The 18928-nt window shown below is 65.5% G+C and carries 25 protein-coding genes; 14 read left to right on the forward strand and 11 right to left on the reverse strand.

What is annotated here, in order from left to right; translation table 11 throughout:
* Positions 1–128: 128 nt before the first annotated feature.
* The 7 genes from ffh (at position 129) to FIU85_RS22010 (ending at position 4508) form a co-directional block, all read left to right on the forward strand.
* Complete coding sequence (gene ffh, locus FIU85_RS09815; protein ID WP_152496763.1) at positions 129–1631, forward strand: signal recognition particle protein; 1503 nt, start codon at positions 129–131, stop codon at positions 1629–1631.
* Between the two features lie 99 nt (positions 1632–1730).
* Positions 1731–2300 carry a GNAT family N-acetyltransferase gene (locus FIU85_RS09820; RefSeq protein WP_152496764.1) on the forward strand — a complete coding sequence of 190 codons (570 nt, stop codon included), beginning with the start codon at positions 1731–1733 and terminating at the stop codon, positions 2298–2300.
* Positions 2297–2839, forward strand: a complete 543-nt coding sequence (locus FIU85_RS09825; protein WP_152496765.1) for a GNAT family N-acetyltransferase — start codon at positions 2297–2299, stop codon at positions 2837–2839. The genes FIU85_RS09820 and FIU85_RS09825 overlap by 4 nt, the downstream gene beginning before the upstream one ends.
* 1 nt (position 2840) lies before the next feature.
* Positions 2841–3446 carry a GNAT family N-acetyltransferase gene (locus FIU85_RS09830; protein ID WP_152490919.1) on the forward strand — a complete coding sequence of 202 codons (606 nt, stop codon included), beginning with the start codon at positions 2841–2843 and terminating at the stop codon, positions 3444–3446.
* Entirely contained in the window at positions 3439–3738 is a 300-nt protein-coding gene (locus tag FIU85_RS09835; RefSeq protein ID WP_057790679.1) for a chorismate mutase, read from the forward strand. Before FIU85_RS09830 ends, FIU85_RS09835 begins: the two co-directional genes overlap by 8 nt.
* Before the next feature lie 107 nt (positions 3739–3845).
* Positions 3846–4262: a 30S ribosomal protein S16 gene (gene rpsP, locus FIU85_RS09840; protein WP_152496766.1), complete on the forward strand. Its 417-nt coding sequence runs from the start codon at positions 3846–3848 to the stop codon at positions 4260–4262.
* Between the two features lie 93 nt (positions 4263–4355).
* Positions 4356–4508, forward strand: coding sequence for a hypothetical protein (locus FIU85_RS22010; RefSeq protein WP_172977985.1), 153 nt, complete (start codon positions 4356–4358; stop codon positions 4506–4508).
* A gap of 90 nt (positions 4509–4598) precedes the next feature.
* Here FIU85_RS22010 and FIU85_RS09845 read toward each other — a convergent pair whose 3' ends face one another.
* Complete coding sequence (locus FIU85_RS09845) at positions 4599–5813, reverse strand: peptidoglycan-binding protein (RefSeq protein WP_254703042.1); 1215 nt, start codon at positions 5811–5813, stop codon at positions 4599–4601.
* Positions 5814–6038: 225 nt separating this feature from the next.
* On the opposite strand from FIU85_RS09845, the gene rimM reads away from it, so the two are divergent.
* From rimM to FIU85_RS09875, 6 genes are all read left to right on the forward strand, one after another.
* The gene (gene rimM / locus FIU85_RS09850; protein ID WP_152496768.1) at positions 6039–6545 is read left to right on the forward strand and encodes a ribosome maturation factor RimM; all 507 of its coding nucleotides are present in this window, start codon (positions 6039–6041) and stop codon (positions 6543–6545) included.
* A gap of 2 nt (positions 6546–6547) precedes the next feature.
* A complete protein-coding gene (locus FIU85_RS09855) occupies positions 6548–7363 on the forward strand; it encodes a hypothetical protein (RefSeq protein ID WP_152496769.1) in 816 nt (271 codons plus the stop codon).
* A gap of 31 nt (positions 7364–7394) precedes the next feature.
* Positions 7395–8192: a tRNA (guanosine(37)-N1)-methyltransferase TrmD gene (gene trmD, locus FIU85_RS09860; protein WP_152490914.1), complete on the forward strand. Its 798-nt coding sequence runs from the start codon at positions 7395–7397 to the stop codon at positions 8190–8192.
* A gap of 355 nt (positions 8193–8547) precedes the next feature.
* Entirely contained in the window at positions 8548–8931 is a 384-nt protein-coding gene (gene rplS / locus FIU85_RS09865; RefSeq protein WP_057790669.1) for a 50S ribosomal protein L19, read from the forward strand.
* Between the two features lie 12 nt (positions 8932–8943).
* The gene (gene rpmE, locus FIU85_RS09870; RefSeq protein ID WP_152490913.1) at positions 8944–9165 is read left to right on the forward strand and encodes a 50S ribosomal protein L31; all 222 of its coding nucleotides are present in this window, start codon (positions 8944–8946) and stop codon (positions 9163–9165) included.
* A 200-nt stretch (positions 9166–9365) separates the two neighbouring features.
* Positions 9366–10175: a division plane positioning ATPase MipZ gene (locus FIU85_RS09875; protein ID WP_152496770.1), complete on the forward strand. Its 810-nt coding sequence runs from the start codon at positions 9366–9368 to the stop codon at positions 10173–10175.
* Positions 10176–10247: 72 nt separating this feature from the next.
* On the opposite strand, the gene FIU85_RS09880 is transcribed toward FIU85_RS09875, so the two are convergent.
* Both FIU85_RS09880 and FIU85_RS09885 read right to left on the reverse strand, forming a co-directional pair.
* On the reverse strand, positions 10248–10910 hold the full coding sequence (locus FIU85_RS09880) for a 5-formyltetrahydrofolate cyclo-ligase (RefSeq protein ID WP_152496771.1): 663 nt from the start codon (positions 10908–10910) through the stop codon (positions 10248–10250).
* Entirely contained in the window at positions 10907–11764 is an 858-nt protein-coding gene (locus FIU85_RS09885; protein ID WP_152496772.1) for a DMT family transporter, read from the reverse strand. Before FIU85_RS09885 ends, FIU85_RS09880 begins: the two co-directional genes overlap by 4 nt.
* Positions 11765–12083: 319 nt before the next feature.
* On the opposite strand from FIU85_RS09885, the gene FIU85_RS09890 reads away from it, so the two are divergent.
* On the forward strand, positions 12084–12551 hold the full coding sequence (locus FIU85_RS09890) for an N-acetyltransferase (protein WP_152496773.1): 468 nt from the start codon (positions 12084–12086) through the stop codon (positions 12549–12551).
* A gap of 198 nt (positions 12552–12749) precedes the next feature.
* On the opposite strand, the gene FIU85_RS09895 is transcribed toward FIU85_RS09890, so the two are convergent.
* From FIU85_RS09895 to FIU85_RS09930, 8 genes are all read right to left on the reverse strand, one after another.
* The gene (locus tag FIU85_RS09895; RefSeq protein WP_152496774.1) at positions 12750–13970 is read right to left on the reverse strand and encodes a phenylacetate--CoA ligase family protein; all 1221 of its coding nucleotides are present in this window, start codon (positions 13968–13970) and stop codon (positions 12750–12752) included.
* 43 nt (positions 13971–14013) lie between these two features.
* Complete coding sequence (locus FIU85_RS09900) at positions 14014–14601, reverse strand: hypothetical protein (RefSeq protein WP_152496775.1); 588 nt, start codon at positions 14599–14601, stop codon at positions 14014–14016.
* A complete protein-coding gene (locus FIU85_RS09905; protein ID WP_152490906.1) occupies positions 14598–15425 on the reverse strand; it encodes an ABC transporter ATP-binding protein in 828 nt (275 codons plus the stop codon). Before FIU85_RS09905 ends, FIU85_RS09900 begins: the two co-directional genes overlap by 4 nt.
* Positions 15426–15535: 110 nt before the next feature.
* On the reverse strand, positions 15536–16816 hold the full coding sequence (locus FIU85_RS09910) for an ABC transporter substrate-binding protein (RefSeq protein WP_152496776.1): 1281 nt from the start codon (positions 16814–16816) through the stop codon (positions 15536–15538).
* 91 nt (positions 16817–16907) lie between these two features.
* Complete coding sequence (locus FIU85_RS09915; RefSeq protein WP_152490904.1) at positions 16908–17984, reverse strand: branched-chain amino acid ABC transporter permease; 1077 nt, start codon at positions 17982–17984, stop codon at positions 16908–16910.
* A gap of 99 nt (positions 17985–18083) precedes the next feature.
* A complete protein-coding gene (locus FIU85_RS09920) occupies positions 18084–18332 on the reverse strand; it encodes a hypothetical protein (protein ID WP_152496777.1) in 249 nt (82 codons plus the stop codon).
* Positions 18329–18718: a VOC family protein gene (locus FIU85_RS09925; RefSeq protein WP_152496778.1), complete on the reverse strand. Its 390-nt coding sequence runs from the start codon at positions 18716–18718 to the stop codon at positions 18329–18331. Before FIU85_RS09925 ends, FIU85_RS09920 begins: the two co-directional genes overlap by 4 nt.
* Positions 18715–18927, reverse strand: coding sequence for a hypothetical protein (locus tag FIU85_RS09930; RefSeq protein WP_152496779.1), 213 nt, complete (start codon positions 18925–18927; stop codon positions 18715–18717). Before FIU85_RS09930 ends, FIU85_RS09925 begins: the two co-directional genes overlap by 4 nt.
* Position 18928 lies beyond the last annotated feature (1 nt).

Below are 18928 nucleotides of genomic sequence, written 5' to 3' on the forward strand. Positions count from 1 at the left end.
TCGCCCCCCACCAGCGAGTGTCGCCCGTGGGGGCGCTTCTCGTTTGAATGCCGTGGGGGCGTTTATCGTTTGAACCGTCATCCCTATGTTGGGACGGCATGACAGAAACCGGCGAAGGAGGCCGAGGCATGTTTGAAAATCTTTCCGAACGTCTCTCCGGCGTCTTCGACCGGCTGACGAAACAGGGCGCGCTGAGCGAAGAAGACGTCAAGACCGCCCTGCGCGAGGTCCGCGTCGCCCTGCTCGAGGCCGACGTTTCCCTGCCTGTCGCCCGCGATTTCGTCAAACGCGTGCAGGATCAGGCCACCGGCCAGGCCGTCACCCGCTCGGTCACCCCCGGCCAGCAGGTCGTCAAGATCGTCCACGACGCGCTCGTCGACACGCTCACCGGGTCCGAAGACCCCGGCGCGCTTAAAATCGACAACCCGCCCGCACCAATCCTCATGGTCGGCCTGCAAGGCTCGGGCAAGACCACCACCACCGCCAAGCTCGCCAAGCGCCTCAAGGACCGCGAGGGCAAGCGAGTGCTGATGGCCTCGCTCGACGTCAACCGCCCCGCGGCGATGGAACAGCTCGAAATCCTCGGCCGCCAGATCGGCGTCGACACGCTCCCCATCGTCAAGGGCGAAGACCCCGTCACCATCGCCAAGCGCGCCAAGACGCAGGCGGGTCTGGGCGGCTACGACGTCTACATGCTCGACACCGCCGGCCGCCTGCATATCGACCAGGAACTGATCGCCCAGGCGGCAGCCGTCCGCGACGTCGCCAACCCGCGCGAAACCCTGCTGGTGGTCGACGGCCTGACGGGTCAGGACGCCGTCAACGTCGCCACCGAGTTCGACGACAAGATCGGCGTCTCCGGCGTCGTCCTCACGCGGATGGACGGCGACGGTCGCGGCGGTGCCGCCCTTTCCATGCGCGCCGTCACCGGCAAGCCCATCCGCTTCGTCGGCCTGGGCGAAAAGATGGACGCCATCGAGACCTTCGAGCCCGAGCGCATCGCGGGCCGAATCTTGGGCATGGGTGACATCGTCAGCCTCGTGGAAAAGGCGCAACAGACCATCGAGGCCGAACAGGCCGAAAAGATGATGCGCCGCTTCCAGAAGGGTCAGTTCAACATGAACGACCTCAAGATGCAGCTGGAACAGATGCAGAAGATGGGCGGCATGGAAGGCGTGATGGGCATGATGCCCGGCATGGGCAAGATGGCCAAGCAGATGGAAGGCGCGGGCATCGACGACAAGGTCATCGCCCACCAGATCGCGCTGGTCAATTCCATGACCAAGAAGGAACGCGCCAATCCCAAGCTCCTCCAGGCCAGCCGCAAGAAACGCATCGCGCAAGGCGCGGGGCTGGAAGTCTCCGAGCTCAACAAGCTTCTGAAGATGCAGCGCCAAATGGGCGACATGATGAAGAAGATGGGCAAGGGCGGGATGCTGAAACAGGCCATGAAAGGCATGTTCGGCAAGGGCCAGCCCTCGCCCGAGGAGATGGCCCAGGGCATGGACCCCAAGGCGCTCGAAAAAGCCGCCAAGCAGATGGGCAAGGGGATGCCCGGCGGCGGCTTTCCCGGCATGGGCGGCGGTGGCGGACTGCCCCCCGGTCTTTCCGGCTTTGGGAAAAAGAAATAACGCCATGTCCTTCGCTCGGCTCACATACGCAATCCGTCCTCTGTCCGCCTTGGCGCGCGGCAGCGGCGCGCGGTCGTGCGCTTCATCGGAAGGTGCCGCATGACCCTGCGCCTCGACATCCCCCGGATCGAGACCGACCGCCTCGTCCTGCGCGGGCCGGAAGCCAGCGATTTCGAACCGCTGGCCGGCTTCCTGCTGGACCGCGAGCGCTCTTGGGGCTTCGGCACGGAAAAGAACATGTCCCGCGCCTGGCGCTGGTTCGCCATGTCCATCGGCCACTGGGCGCTGCACGGCTTCGGCTATTTCACCATGGAATGGAAGGAAACCGGCCAGCCCTGCGGCATCACCGGCATCTGGGCGCCCGAAGGCTGGCCCGAGCCGGAACTCGGCTGGGTCGTCTATGACGGGTTCGAGGGCCGCGGCATCGCCTATGAGGGCGCCGAACGCGCCCGCCGCTGGGCCTACCAGGACCTGGGCCTGACGACGCTGACGTCGAACATCGTGCCCGGCAACACGCGCTCCATCGCGCTGGCCGAACGCCTCGGCGCGTACTACGAGCGGACCTACCAGAATGTCGAGATGGGCGAAGATTACCTCTACCGGCACCCCGGCCCGTCCGAACTGGGTCTCGACTGCGACGCCGATGGCTCCCCCGAGGCCTACGCATGAAAACCACCGTCGACATCCCCGTGCTCGAAACCGAGGACCTGATCCTGCGCGGCTATGACGAGGCCGATTTCGAGGCCTTCGCCGCCTTCGGCACATCCGATCGCGCGTCCTATGTCGGCGGTCCGCACACCCGCTGGGACAGCTGGCGCGCCTTCATGGCCGGTATCGGCCACTGGGCCCTGCGCGGCTACGGCATGTGGATGATCGAACATCGCGCCACGGGCAGTGTCGCGGGCCGCGTCGGCATGATCCTGAACGATGGCTGGGACGAGCCGGAACTCGGCTGGCACATCTACGACGGGTTCGAAGGCAAGGGATACGCCTACCAGGCCGCCCTCGCCGCCCGCGACCACGCTGCACGCCATTTTGGCCTCGACGCCGTCATCTCCTATATCGACGCCACCAACACCCGCTCGCTTCGTCTCGCAGACCGCCTCGGCGCCAAGCACGAGCGCGACGGCACCGTGGTCGGCACCCCCTGCCAAGTCTGGCGCCACCCCCGCGTGGCCCAGCCTACCGCACAGCCGGCGGAGGCCTGACATGGGACACCGCGACATCCCCGTGCTGGAAACCGGGCGCCTCGTCCTGCGCGGCCCCGAGGCGCAGGATTACCCCGACTTCAAGGCGACCTTCGCCTCCTACCGGTCCCGCTTCATGGGCGGCCCGCTCAACCCTTACGAGGCGTGGATGCTCTACGCCGCCGAGATCGGCCATTGGGAAATCCGCGGCTACGGCATGTGGATGATCCACCTGCGCGACACGGACGAGACCGTCGGCATGGCCGGCGGCTGGTTCCCCGCCAAGTGGCCGGAACGCGAAATCGCCTGGATCATCTGGCCCGACAAGGCCGGCAAGGGCTTCGCACTCGAAGCCACGCACAAGGTCCGCGACCACCTCTTTTCCACCGCCGGCTGGGACAGCGCGGTCAGCTATATCGACCCCAAGAACCTCGATTCCATCCGCCTCGCCGAGCGCCTCGGCTGCACCAAGGACCACGAGGCGCCCAGCATCGACGGCTCCGACGCGGTCTATCGCCACCCGTCGCCCGCCACCCTGAAATCCGGCCAGATCCGCGACGGGATCGAGCTGGAAATCGGCCACTACCGCGACCCGCTCTTCAAACCGAAGGGGATGCCCATTGACTGACGCCGACACCTCCCGCGCCGCGGCCCTTCTGAAGGGGCACCGCGAAAGCATCGACCGGCTCGATGCCATCCTCGTCTATACCCTGGGCGAGCGGTTCAAGCACACCCAGGCCGTGGGTGCGCTCAAGGCCGAACACGACCTTCCCCCGTCCGATCCCGCCCGCGAGGCGCAACAGATCGCACGGCTCGAAGACCTGGCGCACCGCGCCGACCTCGACCCGGAATTCGCCAAGAAATTCCTCAACTTCATCATCGCTGAAGTGATTCAGCACCATAAGCAACACCAGACCTGACGCGGGATCCCCCCGCCAGACCAACCCCGGCGGGAAGCATCCGCCAAACCAACCCGTAGGGCGGGGTTCACCCCGCCATCCCAACGCCATTCAAAAGGAGAACACCAATGGCCATGAAAATCCGCCTTGCCCGTGGTGGCAGCAAGAAACGCCCACACTACTCGATCGTCGCCGCCGACAGCCGCATGCCGCGCGACGGCCGCTTCATCGAAAAGCTGGGCACCTACAACCCGCTTCTGCCCAAGGACAGCGAAGACCGCGTCAAGATGAACATGGAACGCGTGCAGCACTGGCTGGACCAGGGCGCCCAGCCCTCCGACCGCATCTCGCGCTTTCTTGAGGCCGCGGGCGTTCTGGAAAAGAAAGAGCGCGCCAACATGAAGAAGGCCGAGCCGGGCCAGAAAGCCAAGGACCGCGCCGAGGAAAAAGCCGCCAAGGCCGCCGAAGCGGCCGAAGCCGCCAACGCCCCCGCCGAGGAAGCCCCGGCCGAAGAGGCCGCCGCGGAAGAAACCAGCGAAAGCTGATCCGCACCTGCCGCTTTCAGCGCTCTGATCTCCGTGCCGCCCTTGCGTTCAGCCGGGGCGGCACGCACCGCTTTCGCTTTCGGGACATCCCAAATGTTCGGCCTCATACGCCTTGTCGTTCTCAGTTCTCTGACCTTCGTCGCGGGCGTCTTCTTCGAACGTCACAACGTCTCCGAGGCCTGCACGGCGCAGGGTGGCCTCGCAACCGACGGGCTGTGCGTGGTGCAAAACACCGGGGCGAACTGAACCGCCGCGTATCGAGAAACGTCGCGCAAGAATCAATCGCTGCCAGCTTTTCGCCCTTCGCTGATACCTCAGGTTAACGGCGAACCGCCGCTATTCCGCGAGACCCAGCGTCGACAGCGTCTTGCGGTCCGGCGCGCCGGTTTCCGGCAGACCCTTCGCGGACTGAAAACGTTTCATCGCCGCGCGCGATCCCGGCCCCCACTGTCCATCCGCGACACCGGCATCGAATCCGCCCGCATTCAGCAGGGTCTGGATCGCCTTGTAATCCGCCTTGCTCAACTCCAGCGTCGACCAGCCGCACGCCCCGGCCACGGCCTCGATCGCATCACGGTGCCCGGCCAGGTCGAAGGATGCGTCGTGCCGCTCACCGTTCTTTTCCACCAGACGCAGGAACAGTGTCTCCGCCTCGTAAATCTCCCGCATCAGCCGCTCGGCCCGCGCGCCGAACAGGCCCGCGCCCTTGTTGTTGGTCAAGGAACTCCAGCTTTCGGTCCGGGCCTCCTGTTCGTCGATCCGGATCGTCATGTCGAACGCCTGACGCCGGTAGTCGCCGATCAGGAAATCATCCTGGATGAAGATAAAGGCCGTCTGTCCCTCGCTGCACCGCGCCAGCAGCGCCGTCACCCCGGCAAAGGCCTGCGGGTCATACTCCGAGTAATTGATCGCCGTCACCATCGGACTGTCGTCAATCGCCGCGCGCTCTCGTTCGATTGTCCACCAGCCGGAAATCTGGTCACCGTCATCGCTGGCCTGCTCGAAGGGCCTCAGCGTATAATCCACCTTTGGATAGCGCGGATCGGCCCAGTCGGGCGCCGATGCGGCCCCGTCGTTGGCCGCGCCGTCTTGCGACTCGGTCTCGGACAAAGCGGCTGTCGTGCCGGGGTCTGTGGTGGTGACAGGGGCCGGGGCCGGAAAGGCAATCCCGTATTTTGCCTGCAAATAGGCCATCTGCAATTGCGCCAGTGTCAGTTTCTCGGTCTCGGCCCGGCTCAACGCCACGGCCTGGATCAGCCCGCCAGAGCGCTTTGCCTCCGCTTCCGCCTCGGCGATCCGCTCTTGGGCCGCGGCCATTTCCCCAAGCAATCTGTCCGCCTTGGCGGGGTCGGGGGTCACCGCCGCCACGACGACGTTCACCGTCGCATCGCCTCTGTCGGCCTGCGCGCGGTTCTCCACCATCTGCCGCGCCAGCAACAGCGCTTCGCGGCGCGCAACGGCAAGGTCACGCACCAACCCGCCGTCGTAGCGCGCAATCGTTGCATCCACTTCGGCGACCTGCGCATCGATCGCCGCGATCTCGCGGCTCAACGCGTCCTCCTGCGCCGGGGCAACCCCTGGCATAATCCCCGACAAGACCAGAACCAGCAACAAGACCCGCATATGACCTCCCTCACCGCTATGCGCCAAACTGCGCGTTCTCCGTTAACAGATCGTTAACCGTGAAAAAGGAGCGGATTTCCCGTAGGCACCCCGCTGTGATTGCGGTACATCACCCGCCATGACACGGCAGCCCCGAAACAAGACCATATCTAGATGACCGACCTTATCTGCATAGGCGCCGTCGCCGGCGCGTTCGGCGTCCGGGGCGAGCTGCGGCTGAAATCCTTCACCGCCACGCCCGAGGATATCGCCACCTACGGACCTGTCACCTCCGAGGACGGCACACAAAGCTACACCATCACCCTCACCGGCCAGTCCACCAAGGGCGCGCTCATCGCGCGGCTGTCCGGTGTCGCCACCAAGGAACAGGCCGACGCCCTGCGCGGCCTGCGTCTCTTCGTCGAGCGTGACCGCCTGCCCGCGCTGCCGGACGATGAATATTACCACGCCGACCTCATCGGGCTGGACGTATACGACACCGGCGGCACCCTCCTGGGCCACGTCAAGTCGGTCCAGAACCACGGCGCGTCGGACATCCTCGAAATCCACGGGCCGGGGCTGAAGGCCACCGTCCTGCTGCCCTTCACGCTCGAGGCCGTACCCACCGTCGACCTCGCCTCGGGCCGCATCGTCGCCGACCCGCCCGAGGGCCTGTTCTGACCATGCCGCGCCTCCTGCTGCATCCGGGGTTTCACAAGACCGGCACCTCCTCCCTGCAACGCGGCGCGGCGGACCTGCAGCACGCCCTGCGCCCGCATCTGCGGCTGATCTTCACCCAGGACCTCATCGACGCCACCCGCATGGCCAAACGCTTTTCGGCCTATGGCGACCATGCCGACCTGAACCGTTTTGCCGACACGTTCACCGCCGCCATCCGGCGCGTCGACGCGAGCGACCCGCGCGCCCTGATGATCACCTCCGAGGATCTTTGCGGCTATATCCCCGGCAACCACGGCGTCACGACCTACGCCGCCGCGGCCCCGCTGATGAACGTCGCCACCGCCGTTCTGGCGGCCCATTTCGGCCCCGACGCCCCGCTCGGTGTGCTCTTCACCACCCGCGCGCCCCGCGACTGGCAGCGCAGCGTCTGGTGGCAGAACTTGCGCGCCCTGCGCCTGACCGAGGATTTCGAGACCTACCGCGCCCACCTCTCCGGTGCCGCCGACCTCGCCACGATCGTCGACAGTGTCGAGGCGCGCATCCGCCACCGCGCCACCGTTCTCGACGCCCGCATCGAAGAAACCGGCGCCGACCCTCTCGGGCCCCTGGGCCTTGCCCTCGATCATCTCGAGGTGCCCCGCGACGGGCTTCCGCCCCTGCCCGCACACAACGTGCAGCCCGATGGCGCCGCCGAGGAGCTCTTGGCGCTCAACCGATCCGCCCTGTCCGACACGGACCTGGCCGAGGCCAAGCGCGCCGTGCTCAAACGCTACCGCGCCGCCGGCGCCACGCGCCAGACCCGCGCCACGCCCGCTTGACGCGGCCCGGATTTGCACCGCACATAGCCCCATGTCCGACAAAGCCTCGAAATCCCACGGTCGCAAGTCGATCACCGCATCGCTGAAACCGCGCAGCCTGATGGACGGCCCCGAACGCCTCGCCCGCGCGTGGTCGGCACAGGTCATCACCCTCTTGCCCGACGCGTTTCCCGGCATCCTGGGTCACAGCCTGACCGGCAAGGCGCTGAAGGACGATCTTTGGCAACTCGACACGATCGACCTGCGTGGTTTCGGCGAGGGCAAGCACCGCAATGTCGACGACACCCCCGCCGGTGGCGGCGCGGGGATGGTCCTGCGGGCAGACGTGATGGGCCGCGCCCTCGACCACGCCCTGCCGCGTGCGCCCAAAGGCGCGCCGCTGGTCTACCTCAGCCCGCGCGGCACGCCCTTCACCCAAGGCATGGCCCGCCACTGGGCCACCCGCCCCGGCGTGACGATGATCTGCGGCCGTTTCGAAGGCCTCGACCAGCGCGTCATCGAGCATTACGACATTCAGGAGGTCTCGCTGGGCGATTTCGTCCTCACCGGCGGCGACCTCGCCGCGCAGGCCATGATCGACGCGACCGTGCGCCTTCTGCCCGGTGTCCTGGGCAACGAGGCCTCCACCGAGGAGGAAAGCTTCTCCGACGGCCTGCTCGAACATCCCCAGTACACCCGCCCCGCCGAATGGCAGGGGCGCAAGATCCCCGACGTGCTGATGTCCGGCCACCACGGCGAGATCGCCAAGTGGCGCAAGGCCAAGTCCGAGGAATTGACAAAACAGCGCCGGCCGGATCTGTGGAGCGCACTTTCAAAGCGCGACGACTGACCCCCGCGCCAGCGGAATTTGCGCAAATTCCGCGATAGAAAATACGTATTTTCTATCCCGTTTTCTGCGCAGAAAACGGTTCCGCCCCGCGCTCAACACTGCTCTTGATCGACACACCGTTTCCCCCTATACACCGCCCGTCCGGGGCTCGACCGAGTCGTCCGGACCTGTTTGTTTGGCACGAAGGGCCTGCTTTCTTCGGCACCCGTCCCGCCCGGCACGCAGCGCAGAGAAAAAGACATGACGACCTGACCTCCGGCGGGCACTTCCCAGTGGACCCGATAGAAGACCAGGAGCTCTCTAGGCCGCGCATCACCTTTGCGGGACAACCGCAAGCAACATAGGAGTGGATCAGATGGACCTGATCGCTGAAATCGAGGCGGAACAAATCGCCGAACTGGGGAAAACCATCCCCGATTTCAAGGCCGGCGACACCGTGCGCGTCGGCTTCAAGGTGACCGAGGGCACCCGCAGCCGTGTGCAGATGTTCGAAGGCGTCTGCATCAGCCGCAAGAACGGCGAAGGCATCGCCGGCTCGTTCACCGTACGCAAGATTTCCTTCGGTGAAGGCGTGGAACGGGTGTTCCCGCTCTACTCGACCAACATCGACAGCATCGAAGTCGTGCGCCGTGGCCGCGTCCGCCGCGCCAAGCTGTATTACCTGCGCCAGCGCCGCGGCAAGTCGGCCCGGATCGCAGAGGTTTCCAACTACAAGCCCAAGTCGGGCGCAAACGCGTAAGGAGCGGATAGCATGAAAAAAGATCTGCACCCCGATTACCACTTCATCGACGTGAAGATGACCGACGGCACCATCGTCCAGATGCGCTCGACCTGGGGCAGCGAAGGCGACACCCTGTCGCTCGACGTCGACCCCTCCGTGCACCCCGCCTGGACCGGCGGCGGCACCCGCCTGATGGATTCCGGCGGCCGCGTGTCGAAGTTCAAGAACAAGTACGCAGGCCTCGGCTTCTAAAGCCAGCCGCGCCAGCACCATCGAAACGCCGCTCCGCCCGGGGCGGCGTTTTTCGTTTGCACCCCCGGCATGGCGCAAATGCAATATTTCCACGAGATCGTGTCGAACCGGCTTCAACCGGGCCGTCATACACCATAAAGTGGCGTCCAAACCTGCAAGGCAATTCGCCGGGTCAAAAGCGGGGCAAAAGGGCAAGGGGCATGGCACATATCATCGTCGTCGGAAACGAAAAGGGCGGGGCGGGAAAATCCACCGTCTCGATGCATGTCGCGACCGCGCTCGCCCGGATGGGCCACAATGTCAGCGCGCTCGACCTCGACCTGCGGCAAAAGACATTCGGCCGCTACGCCCACAACCGGACGGCCTACCTGGCCAAGGAAGGGCTCGACCTGCCCGGCCCGCACTACCACGACCTGCCCGAGGTCGACCCCGACAAGCTGAAGCCCGGCGAGAACGTCTATGACCGCCGTCTGTCTGCGGCGGTGGCCGAGCTGGAACCCGACAGCGACTTCATCGTGATCGACTGCCCCGGCTCGCACACGCGGCTCAGCCAGGTGGCCCATTCGCTGGCCGATACATTGGTCACGCCCCTCAACGACAGCTTCGTCGATTTCGACCTCCTGGCGCATGTCGACACCGACGGGCTCAAGATCCTGGGGCCGTCCGTCTATTCCGAAATGGTCTGGAACGCGCGGCAGCTGCGCGCGCAGGCCGGGCTGAAACCGATCGACTGGATCGTGGTGCGCAACCGCCTCGGCGCTCAGCAGATGGTGAACAAGGAAAAGATGGGCGCGGCGCTGGAAAACCTCGCCAAGCGCATCGGCTTCCGCACCGCGCCGGGCTTCAACGAACGGGTCATCTTCCGAGAGCTGTTTCCGCGCGGCCTCACCCTGCTGGACCTCAAGGATATCGGCGTCAAGGGCCTCAACATCTCCAACGTTGCCGCGCGCCAGGAACTGCGCGACCTCGTCAAGGCCCTGAACCTGCCCGGCGTGACGGTGGAATTCTGACGGCAGGGGCCGCACGCGGCAGATTTTGAGTATTTTCGGCAAGAAAAAGCAGCAGGGCGGCGCGTAAAGCTGTCACGCCGCGCGGCGCACATGCGACCCGTCGCCCAGGATCACCTCATCCATCGGCACGTCCCAGGGCTGCGGAAAGATCGTCTGCACTGGGCAGAAATCATGCCCCACCCCGATCACCCTTGGCCGCGGCGCCAGCCCGGCCAGCGTCATGTCGTAATAGCCACCCCCGTTGCCCAGCCTGTAGCAGCCGTCATCGACCCCCAGAAGCGGCGCGATGACGATATCGGGCGTGACGGCGCGCGCCTCGGCGGGAACCGGAATATTCCAGATGCCACGCGTCATTTTCGCGCCGGGGTGCCACAGGTGAAACGCCACCGCCCGGCCCTTTTCCACCACCACGGGCAGCGCCACCTGCGCCCCCGCCGCAATCGCCCGGCGCAGCCAGGGCTGCAGGTCCAGTTCGCCCCGGATCGGCCAATACCCGGCCACGGTCTGGCCAGCGACATCCCCCAGAACACGGGTCAGCGTGGCCATCGCCACCGCCGCCTGTCCGGCCAGCTCGTCCTGCGACAGCTCCTTTCGCAGGGCGTAAAGCCGTGCGCGGTCACTCTTGCGAAACTGCGCCACGTCGGCCCATGTCTGCGCATCCACGATATGGCCGCCCACCAGGTTCTGCGCGAAACACGGCGGCTCACCACCCGGGTCATCCTCCGCGCCGCTCATCGCCGCCGCCTGAGCGCCACCATGTTCGACACCACGAGCGCCCCGATCACCACCGCGCCGCCGACGATGGCCCAGCGCCCCGGGTCCTCGCCCACCACGGCCCAGACCAGCAGCGGCGCCAGCACCGATTCCAGCAAGATCAGCAAAGACACCTCCGCCGAGCTGATATAGCGCGGGCCCAACGTCAGAAAGCACGTGGCGACCGCGATGAACGCCCCGTGCAGCGCAAACAGATGCCATTGCGCCGCCACCGGCACCCATGGCGACACGAAGGGCAGCACCACCAGCCCCGCGCCGATATAGGCCACCGGGATGGCCGGGATCATCGAGACATCCTTCAACTGCCGCACCGCCGTCAGCGCACCGGCGTAAGAGGCGCAGACGATCACCGCCCAGACGTCGCCCTTCCAGCTGGCGATCTCGTTCTCGCCCGAGCCATAGGCGATGATCGCCAGCCCGGCGAACACCCCCAGCATGGTCAGCACCATGCGCTTGCTGATCCCCTCGCCCAGGAATACCTTGCCGAAAAGGGCGGCGAACACCGGCATCGAGGCAAAGATGAACACCACGTTCGCCACGCTGGTCTGCGTCACCGCCAGCACGAATCCCGGCGCGGTCGAGCCCATCAGCACGATGTAGATGACACCCGGCCAGCCCGTGCTCAGCGACGCCCGGATCGACCCGCGCGGCATGAAGGCCAGCACGCCCACCAGGATGAACACCCCGGCGGTGATCCCGCGCCAGAAGGCCACGACCAGCGGCTCCGCCTCGATCAGCCGCACGAACAGGGAATCGGGCACCACGAACAACACGCCCAGCGTGGTCAGCAGCAGCCCTTTGAGATGCGCATTCATAAGGAATAACTGCCCGGAATTTGATCAGAATGTAAAGACCGGCGGCTCGGATTTCGCAACGATGGAGGGCATGGGAACAGGCGGCTCGGAAGGCCCGGCGCGCGGACCTTTCCAGACCGTCGCAAGCCCCGGCCTCGACACTGGACCGGCCTTTCAGCACGACCGGGCAGAGCCGGCTTGCACCTTGGAGCGCCCGACGCGCATCCAGGTGCCGGGCTTTGCGACTATGGTTGACGCGAGCGGGCCTTCCATGTCAGGCGCACGGTTTCAATGACACTCTCCGGCGCGTTGGCGCCGCGACCAGCCGAAGGAAGGACCAATGACACTCACCCTGCGCCGCAACCACGACCGCGATCTGGCCCCGTTGGCAAAAATGCTGCCGGACACGGAAATTCCCTTGCTCAACCCCAGTGCAAAGGTGCCCTTCGACGAGATGGAATGGCATCGCAACTGGCTCGGCGAGTCTTCGGATGTCTCCTTCTACCTTCTTGACGCGGAAGGGCACGACGTTGGTTTTTTCGCCCTGCGCGAAGGTATCGGCCCGGAAGTGCGGCACCTGACCTACGTCTACCTCCGCGAAGAGATGCGCGGCGGCGCGGGCGCCGAATTGGCCAAGATCGTCGAGCGGGCGGCAGAGGATCTCGGTGCGCTGGTCCTGACCCTGAAGGTAGAGACCGATAACGCGCCAGCCTTCAACGCCTATCTCTCGGCCGGTTACGAAGAACTGTCGCGTCGCCACGGCATGGCCACCATGCGGCTCGATCTGGAAGCGCGAATCGCCGCATAGGCGTAGCACTCGGAACAGGTCGCCTGAAGGGCCGGCACGGCACGGGGTCGCGGATCAACCTTCCAAGCAGGCCTGTCCCGGTCGATACCGGACACGTGCAAAAGCGTCTGGCCCGCGCGGCTCCTGGGGCGTGGTCGCCTTGGGCTCCGCCCCGGCGTTGAATGCGCGCGCCCCGGAAACGCCCAGCGGCCCACACCCTCACTCGTAACTGCGCAAATCCTCGATCACCTTGCCATCGTTGGGCAGGCTACCCTTGGCCACCACCTCGATCTTGCCTTTCAGCTTCAGCACGTCGCTCACCGTGGCCGCATAGGCCTCGGGCGCGCCGCCCTCGGCCTCGATCTGCACGGTCATCACGTCCATCTCGCCCTCGCGGCTGGCCACCACCCGGGCGCGCGCGATCTCGGAATGCTTGGCCACCAGCGCGGCCACCTGTTCGGGCCGCACGAACATGCCCTTTATCTTGGTGGTCTGGTCGGCGCGCCCCATCCAGCCCTTGATCCGCATGTTGGTCCGCCCGCAGGGGCTTTCCCCTTCCATCACCGCGCTCAGGTCTCCGGTGGCAAAGCGGATCAGCGGATAATCCGGGTTCAGCGTGGTCACCACCACCTCGCCCACCGCGCCGGGTGTCACCGGATCGCCGGTGCCGGGCGTCACTATCTCCACGATCACGCCCTCGTCGACGATCATCCCCTCCTGCGCCGCGCTTTCATAGGCGATGTTGCCCAGATCGGCGGTGGCATAGCATTGCAGACACTGAATGCCCAGGTCCGCGTACTCCTGCCGCAGCGACGGAAACAGCGCCCCGCCCCCCACGGCGGCCTTGGTTATCCTCAAAGCCAGCCCCATCTCGTCCGCCTTGTCCAGGATCACCTTCAGGTAATCCGGCGTCCCGGCATAAGCCGTGGTCCCGATGTCATGCGCCGCCTGCACCTGCAGCTCGGTCTGCCCCGTCCCGGCGGGCAACACCGTGGCCCCCACGGCCCGCGCCCCGTTCTCGAACATCATGCCCGCCGGCGTCAGGTGATAGCCGAAACAGTTCTGCACGATATCCCCCGCACCGATCCCGCAGGCGTGCAGGAACCGGCCCATCCGCCACCAGTCAGCCCCGGCCCCGCCCGGCTCGTAGATCGGCCCGGGGCTCTGGAACACATGCGCAAAGCCCGAGACCGGCCCCGCCGTCAACCCGCCAAAAGGCGGCGCGGCCTTCTGCGCCGCGCCCAGATCCGCCTTGCGCAGCACTGGCAACCCGGCCAGGTCGGCCACGCTCTTGATATCCCCCGGAGCGACCCCCGCCAGCGTGTCACCGTAACCTGGCAAGCCTTGCGCCCGTTCGATCTGCGCGCCCAAGGCACGCGCCAGCACCGATGCCCGGTCCCCGGGGTCCCGTGTTTCAAGATCGTCGAAATACTGGCTCATCTGTCGGCCCTCCGCTGGCCAAGGTCTCTGCGTCCAACCGCTTTCATATCCGGTACCCGTCCGATGCGAGCCCCGGTCGCCCCACATTCCGCTCCAGGCTGTCCCTGACCGCATCCATCAAGGGCGTGCCATAAGGCCAGTTCCACAACCCCACGCCGAACCCCGCGATGATAAAGCCGCCCTCGGACGCCCATTCATTCACCGATGTCTCGGCCCCGCAGGCGATGCACGTGACAGCCGTGTCGGAGAAATCGGCATCGGCCACCGCCTCTCCGATCTGCTCGAGCTGGTCATTGAACGCCTCCACCTCCCCGGCCGAAACCGTCATCCCGCACCGGGGACATTCCAGCGTCTCGGTATTCAACGGACCGTGGTTGAAGATCAGCGACCCGCAAAACTCCGCACCGTTGGTCAGCAGTTCCGCAAAGGAGTCGTAAGGTCGGGCAAGCGCGATAGCCCCGTCTGCCGGACGATGCACAGGCCCCCTGGGCTCACCCAGAATGGACTCCGGGTCCCGGTCCCGCCGAATGATCCCCTGCCCAACCAGATCGGCAATCGTGCCGCTCAGCAAGGCTCGGGCGTTCGGCGGCGTCGGTTCCGGATAGGCAAAGAACCAGACATGGTCGCTCATGAAAGCCACCGCTTCCGCCGGCGATAGCTGCGCACGTCGCGGAACGATTTGCGACCCTCGTCCGACATGCCCAGGTAGAATTCCTTCACATCCGGGTTCTCGCGCAATTCCTTGGCGGGTCCGTCCATCACCACGCGCCCCGACTCCAGAATATACCCATACTGCGCGAACCGCAGCGCCACGTTCGTGTTCTGCTCCGCCAGCAGAAAGGTATAGCCCTCCTCCTCGTTCAGCGATTTCACGATCCCGAAAATCTGCTCCACCAGCTGCGGCGCCAACCCCATGCTGGGCTCATCCAGCAGGATCGTCTCGGGCCGCGACATCAGCGCGCGCCCGATGGCACACATCTGCTGTTCGCCACCCGACGTGTATCCCGCCTGGCTCCGCCGCCGCTCCTTCAGGCGTGGAAAATATTCGTACACAAGGTCCAGATCCTTCTCGATCTCCCCCTTGCTCGACCCGCGCGTATAGGCCCCCGTCAACAGGTTCTCCTCCACCGTCAGGTGCTCGAAACAATGGCGCCCCTCCATCACCTGGATGACGCCCTTCTTCACCAGCTCCGACGGCACAAGGTCCTGCACCCGCTCCCCGCGGTACCGGATATTACCCTTGGTCACCTCGCCCCGCTCGGATTTCAGCAGGTTGGAAACCGCCTTCAGCGTGGTGGTCTTGCCCGCCCCGTTGCCGCCCAAAAGCGCGGTGATACCGCCCTTGGGCACGCTCAGGCTCACGCCCTTCAGCACGAGGATCACGTGGTTGTAGATCACCTCGATATTGTTCACCTCAAGCAGGTTCTCTTCGGTCTGGACAGCAGCCTCGGCCATGCTTCGGTCTCCATCGCGCCGGGTCCCGCATGCGACCCGCGCTTTTTCTTGCCAAAAATACTCGAAATCCCCCGGCCGCCACCGCGTGCGGCGGCCGGAGAAAGGTCAGATCAGCAGCCCGGCTCGATGCCGTTCTCTTCCGCGAACGCCGCCGAATCCTCTTCCACCAGCGGCTGGATGACCTCCTGGTCCGACTGGTAGTATTCGGTGATCAGGTCGAACGCGCCGGCCTCCGCGTTCCACTGCGACACGGCGCCAAAGCCGTTGCCGCCATGGTTCTCGCACGACACCTTGAACTCGGGGCCGAAATTCGGAAGGCCAAGCGCGGCCATCTTCTCCTCGGTCATTTCCAGGTTCTCCATGCCGTCGCGCATCTGCGCCGCGTTGATCGCGGCGGTACCATGCATCTCCTGCGCGGTCTTGATCGCCTCGGCGGCCAGCATCGCGGCATACATCCCCCGGTTATAGAGAACCGAGCCGATCTGATCGCCCGCACCCGCGGCATTGCCGGTATCCACGACATATTGCTGGATATCGTCATAGACCGGGTAATCGGACCCCAGGTTGTGGAAGGTCAGCGCCTTGTACCCATCGGCGCCGGCGCCCGCGGATTTCACGTCGTTCTCCGAGCCGGACCACCAGATGCCGATGAAGTTCTCCATCGGGAACCGGATGTTCACGGCTTCCTGGATCGCGACCTGGTTCATCACGCCCCAGCCCCACATGATCACGTAATCCGGGCGCTGCTGGCGCACCTGCAACCACTGAGATTTCTGCTCCTGGCCCGGGTGATCCACCGGCAGCAGCATCAGCTCGTAGCCATGCTTCTCGGCCAGCTTCTCCAGCGTGCGGATCGGCTCCTTGCCATAGGCCGAGTTGTGATAGACCAGCGCCACCTTCTTGCCGCTCAGGTCGCCCTCGTTCTGCTCCGCCAGGTGCGTGATCGCGAGGCTTGCGCCGTCCCAGTAGTTGGCGGGATAGTTGAACACCCACTTGAACACCTCGCCGGCCTTGGCGCTGGTGCGGCCATAACCCATCGTGTGAAGCGGGATGCCATCGGCCGTCGCCTTCGGGATCAGCTGATAGGTGATGCCCGTGGACAGCGGCTGATACACCAGCGCACCTTCGCCTTTGGTGGCCTCGTAGCACTCCACGCCCTTCTCGGTGTTGTACCCGGTCTCGCATTCGACAAGGTTGATCTTCTCGCCCCCGATACCGCCGTCACGCTCGTTCAGCAGGGTGAAATAGTCCTGGTAGCCATCCGAGAACGGAATGCCGTTCGCCGCATAAGGCCCGGTGCGATAGCTGGTATCGACGATGGTCAGCTCCGCAAGCGCGGGGCTCGCCACCATCGCCACAGCCGCAATCGCTGTCAGCAGTCTCTGTTTCATCGGTTTGTTCCTCCCTTGGTATGTCCGATGTCTTGTCATGGGCGCGAGCGCCCAACCCGTAGGGCGGGATTTCATCCCGCCACGCCGCCCCCTAATGCGGAAACGGCCATAGTCTCAGCTTCTCCTTGGCCACCCGCCACAGCTGCGCCAGCCCGTGCGGCTCGGCAACCAGGAATATCACGATCAGCCCGCCCACGATGATGAACTCGAAATGCGCCGCCAGGTCCGTGGGCCAGCCCAGCCCCCCCACCAGCACGTTTTTCAACAACACCGGCAACAGCACCAGGAACGCCGCCCCGGCGAAGGACCCGAAGATCGACCCAAGCCCCCCGATGATCACCATGAACAGCACCAGGAACGACTTGTTGATGCCAAAGACCTCGCCCACTTCCACGGCGCCCAGGTAGACGGCAAAGAACAGCGCGCCGGCAATGCCCACGAAAAAGCCCGACACGGCAAAGGCGCTCAGCTTGGCCTTCAGCGGGTTCACCCCGATGATCTCGGCCGCGATGTCCATGTCCCGGATGGCCATCCACTGCCGCCCCTGCATCCCCCGCGTCAGGTTCCGCGCGACCAGCGCGCAGACTACGGTGAACACCAGACAGAAAAGATACGCAGCCCAGGGCGCGGTCTCGGCGCCCGTGATGGGCACGCCCAGCACCGTCCGTTCCGGCGCGTTGATCTGGCCCGAGGCCGAGTAGTTGTAGAACCACCCCACCCGGTTGAAGAGCCAGACAAGAAAGAACTGCGCCGCCAGCGTCGCCACCGCCAGGTAGAACCCCTTGATGCGCAAGCTGGGCAGGCCGAACAGCACACAAACCCCCGCCGTGATCCCGCCCGAGATGATCACGTGGAAAAAGATACTCACCTCCGGGAATCCGGTCATCAGCTTGTAACAGGCATAGGCCCCCACGGCCATGAACCCCCCGGTGCCCAGGCTCACCTGCCCGCAATAACCCACCAGGATATTCAGCCCGATCGCCGCGATCGAATATATCAGGAACGGCAGGAAAACCGCGTTCACCCAGTAGTCGTTGATCACGAAGGGCACGATGGCGAACGCCACCAGCAACACCGCGTAGTAGCGAAACCTGTCGAACTTGATCGGAAAGGTCTGGCTGTCCGCCACGTAGGACGTCTTGAAGTCGCCCGCCTCACGATAAAACATCAGATCTCTCCTCCACCAAAGTCACATGCGCCGGACGAAGGTCCCGGGCGGGCGGGTGCCGTGGCCCGCAGGGACACGCGGTCGCCCGCACGGGGCCGCTCAAACAGGTTCCGCATCGTCATCCTCCCGCGTCATCACCCGGTTCGCGGGCCGGGCATAGCCCGTCTCCTCCGCGTGCCGCACCAGCCAGAGCCAGGCCAGCATCCCCGCGCCGCCGCCCAGCGCCGCCAGGACCGCAGCCACCACCATCTGACCAGCCGACTCCACGCCAGACGTCAGCGCAAGGTACCCGAAGGCCCAGAACCCGGACCACGCGACCACGTTCAAAATCGCGATCAGCTGTCTCATGCCCCGGCCTCTTCCTCGAACGTCGCCGCGTCGCCGGGCCAGTCGTCGCCCTGCGGCCCCACCAGGCAGAACCTGTGCCCGGTCGGCGCCTCCATCACGATCCAGCCGCGCAGCCGGTCGACCTCGCGCGCGCCCAGCGCCGTCAGCCGCGCGCACTCCGCCTCCTGGTCGTCGGTCTCGATATCCAGATGCACCCGCGGCGCGTGATCCACCGCCTGCAGCAACACCTTCGGGTGCCCGCGATGCCCGTCGAACTCGGTGTATTTCCCGCGTTCGTCCATCTTTGCGTCCTTGCCCAGTGCCGCCGACCAGAACGCCGTCGCCTCCGACAGGTCGTCGGTCTGGCAGTCGATGCAGACCACGCTGATGCGCGCCTTGTGGGTCATGCCCCGCTCTCCCCGTCCTTCAGCATATCCGCTTTCAGCGCCGCGAACTTCGCCTGCGCCGCGCCCCAGCTTTCCTCGGCGCGCCCCGCCATGGAAATCTCCGCGCCGCAAGTGCCGCAGGCAAAAGATGCCCCGTCCATCAGCGCCCGCGTCTCTATCGCGATGGGCGTGCCGCAATCCGGGCAGTCTATGCTCTGCTCAAGGCGCACC

Source organism: Roseovarius sp. THAF8, from assembly GCF_009363735.1.
Lineage (GTDB): Bacteria > Pseudomonadota > Alphaproteobacteria > Rhodobacterales > Rhodobacteraceae > Roseovarius.

Bases quoted from the DNA above. Each gene is read 5' to 3' on its own strand.
- ffh (WP_152496763.1), top strand. From the start codon at position 129: ATGTTTGAAAATCTTTCCGAACGTCTCTCCGGCGTCTTCGACCGGCTG.
- FIU85_RS09820 (WP_152496764.1), top strand. From the start codon at position 1,731: ATGACCCTGCGCCTCGACATCCCCCGGATCGAGACCGACCGCCTCGTC.
- FIU85_RS09825 (WP_152496765.1), top strand. From the start codon at position 2,297: ATGAAAACCACCGTCGACATCCCCGTGCTCGAAACCGAGGACCTGATC.
- FIU85_RS09830 (WP_152490919.1), top strand. From the start codon at position 2,841: ATGGGACACCGCGACATCCCCGTGCTGGAAACCGGGCGCCTCGTCCTG.
- rpsP (WP_152496766.1), top strand. From the start codon at position 3,846: ATGGCCATGAAAATCCGCCTTGCCCGTGGTGGCAGCAAGAAACGCCCA.
- FIU85_RS22010 (WP_172977985.1), top strand. From the start codon at position 4,356: ATGTTCGGCCTCATACGCCTTGTCGTTCTCAGTTCTCTGACCTTCGTC.
- rimM (WP_152496768.1), top strand. From the start codon at position 6,039: ATGACCGACCTTATCTGCATAGGCGCCGTCGCCGGCGCGTTCGGCGTC.
- FIU85_RS09855 (WP_152496769.1), top strand. From the start codon at position 6,548: ATGCCGCGCCTCCTGCTGCATCCGGGGTTTCACAAGACCGGCACCTCC.
- trmD (WP_152490914.1), top strand. From the start codon at position 7,395: ATGTCCGACAAAGCCTCGAAATCCCACGGTCGCAAGTCGATCACCGCA.
- rplS (WP_057790669.1), top strand. From the start codon at position 8,548: ATGGACCTGATCGCTGAAATCGAGGCGGAACAAATCGCCGAACTGGGG.
- rpmE (WP_152490913.1), top strand. From the start codon at position 8,944: ATGAAAAAAGATCTGCACCCCGATTACCACTTCATCGACGTGAAGATG.
- FIU85_RS09875 (WP_152496770.1), top strand. From the start codon at position 9,366: ATGGCACATATCATCGTCGTCGGAAACGAAAAGGGCGGGGCGGGAAAA.
- FIU85_RS09880 (WP_152496771.1), bottom strand. From the start codon at position 10,910: ATGAGCGGCGCGGAGGATGACCCGGGTGGTGAGCCGCCGTGTTTCGCG.
- FIU85_RS09885 (WP_152496772.1), bottom strand. From the start codon at position 11,764: ATGAATGCGCATCTCAAAGGGCTGCTGCTGACCACGCTGGGCGTGTTG.
- FIU85_RS09890 (WP_152496773.1), top strand. From the start codon at position 12,084: ATGACACTCACCCTGCGCCGCAACCACGACCGCGATCTGGCCCCGTTG.
- FIU85_RS09895 (WP_152496774.1), bottom strand. From the start codon at position 13,970: ATGAGCCAGTATTTCGACGATCTTGAAACACGGGACCCCGGGGACCGG.
- FIU85_RS09900 (WP_152496775.1), bottom strand. From the start codon at position 14,601: ATGAGCGACCATGTCTGGTTCTTTGCCTATCCGGAACCGACGCCGCCG.
- FIU85_RS09905 (WP_152490906.1), bottom strand. From the start codon at position 15,425: ATGGCCGAGGCTGCTGTCCAGACCGAAGAGAACCTGCTTGAGGTGAAC.
- FIU85_RS09910 (WP_152496776.1), bottom strand. From the start codon at position 16,816: ATGAAACAGAGACTGCTGACAGCGATTGCGGCTGTGGCGATGGTGGCG.
- FIU85_RS09915 (WP_152490904.1), bottom strand. From the start codon at position 17,984: ATGTTTTATCGTGAGGCGGGCGACTTCAAGACGTCCTACGTGGCGGAC.
- FIU85_RS09920 (WP_152496777.1), bottom strand. From the start codon at position 18,332: ATGAGACAGCTGATCGCGATTTTGAACGTGGTCGCGTGGTCCGGGTTC.
- FIU85_RS09925 (WP_152496778.1), bottom strand. From the start codon at position 18,718: ATGACCCACAAGGCGCGCATCAGCGTGGTCTGCATCGACTGCCAGACC.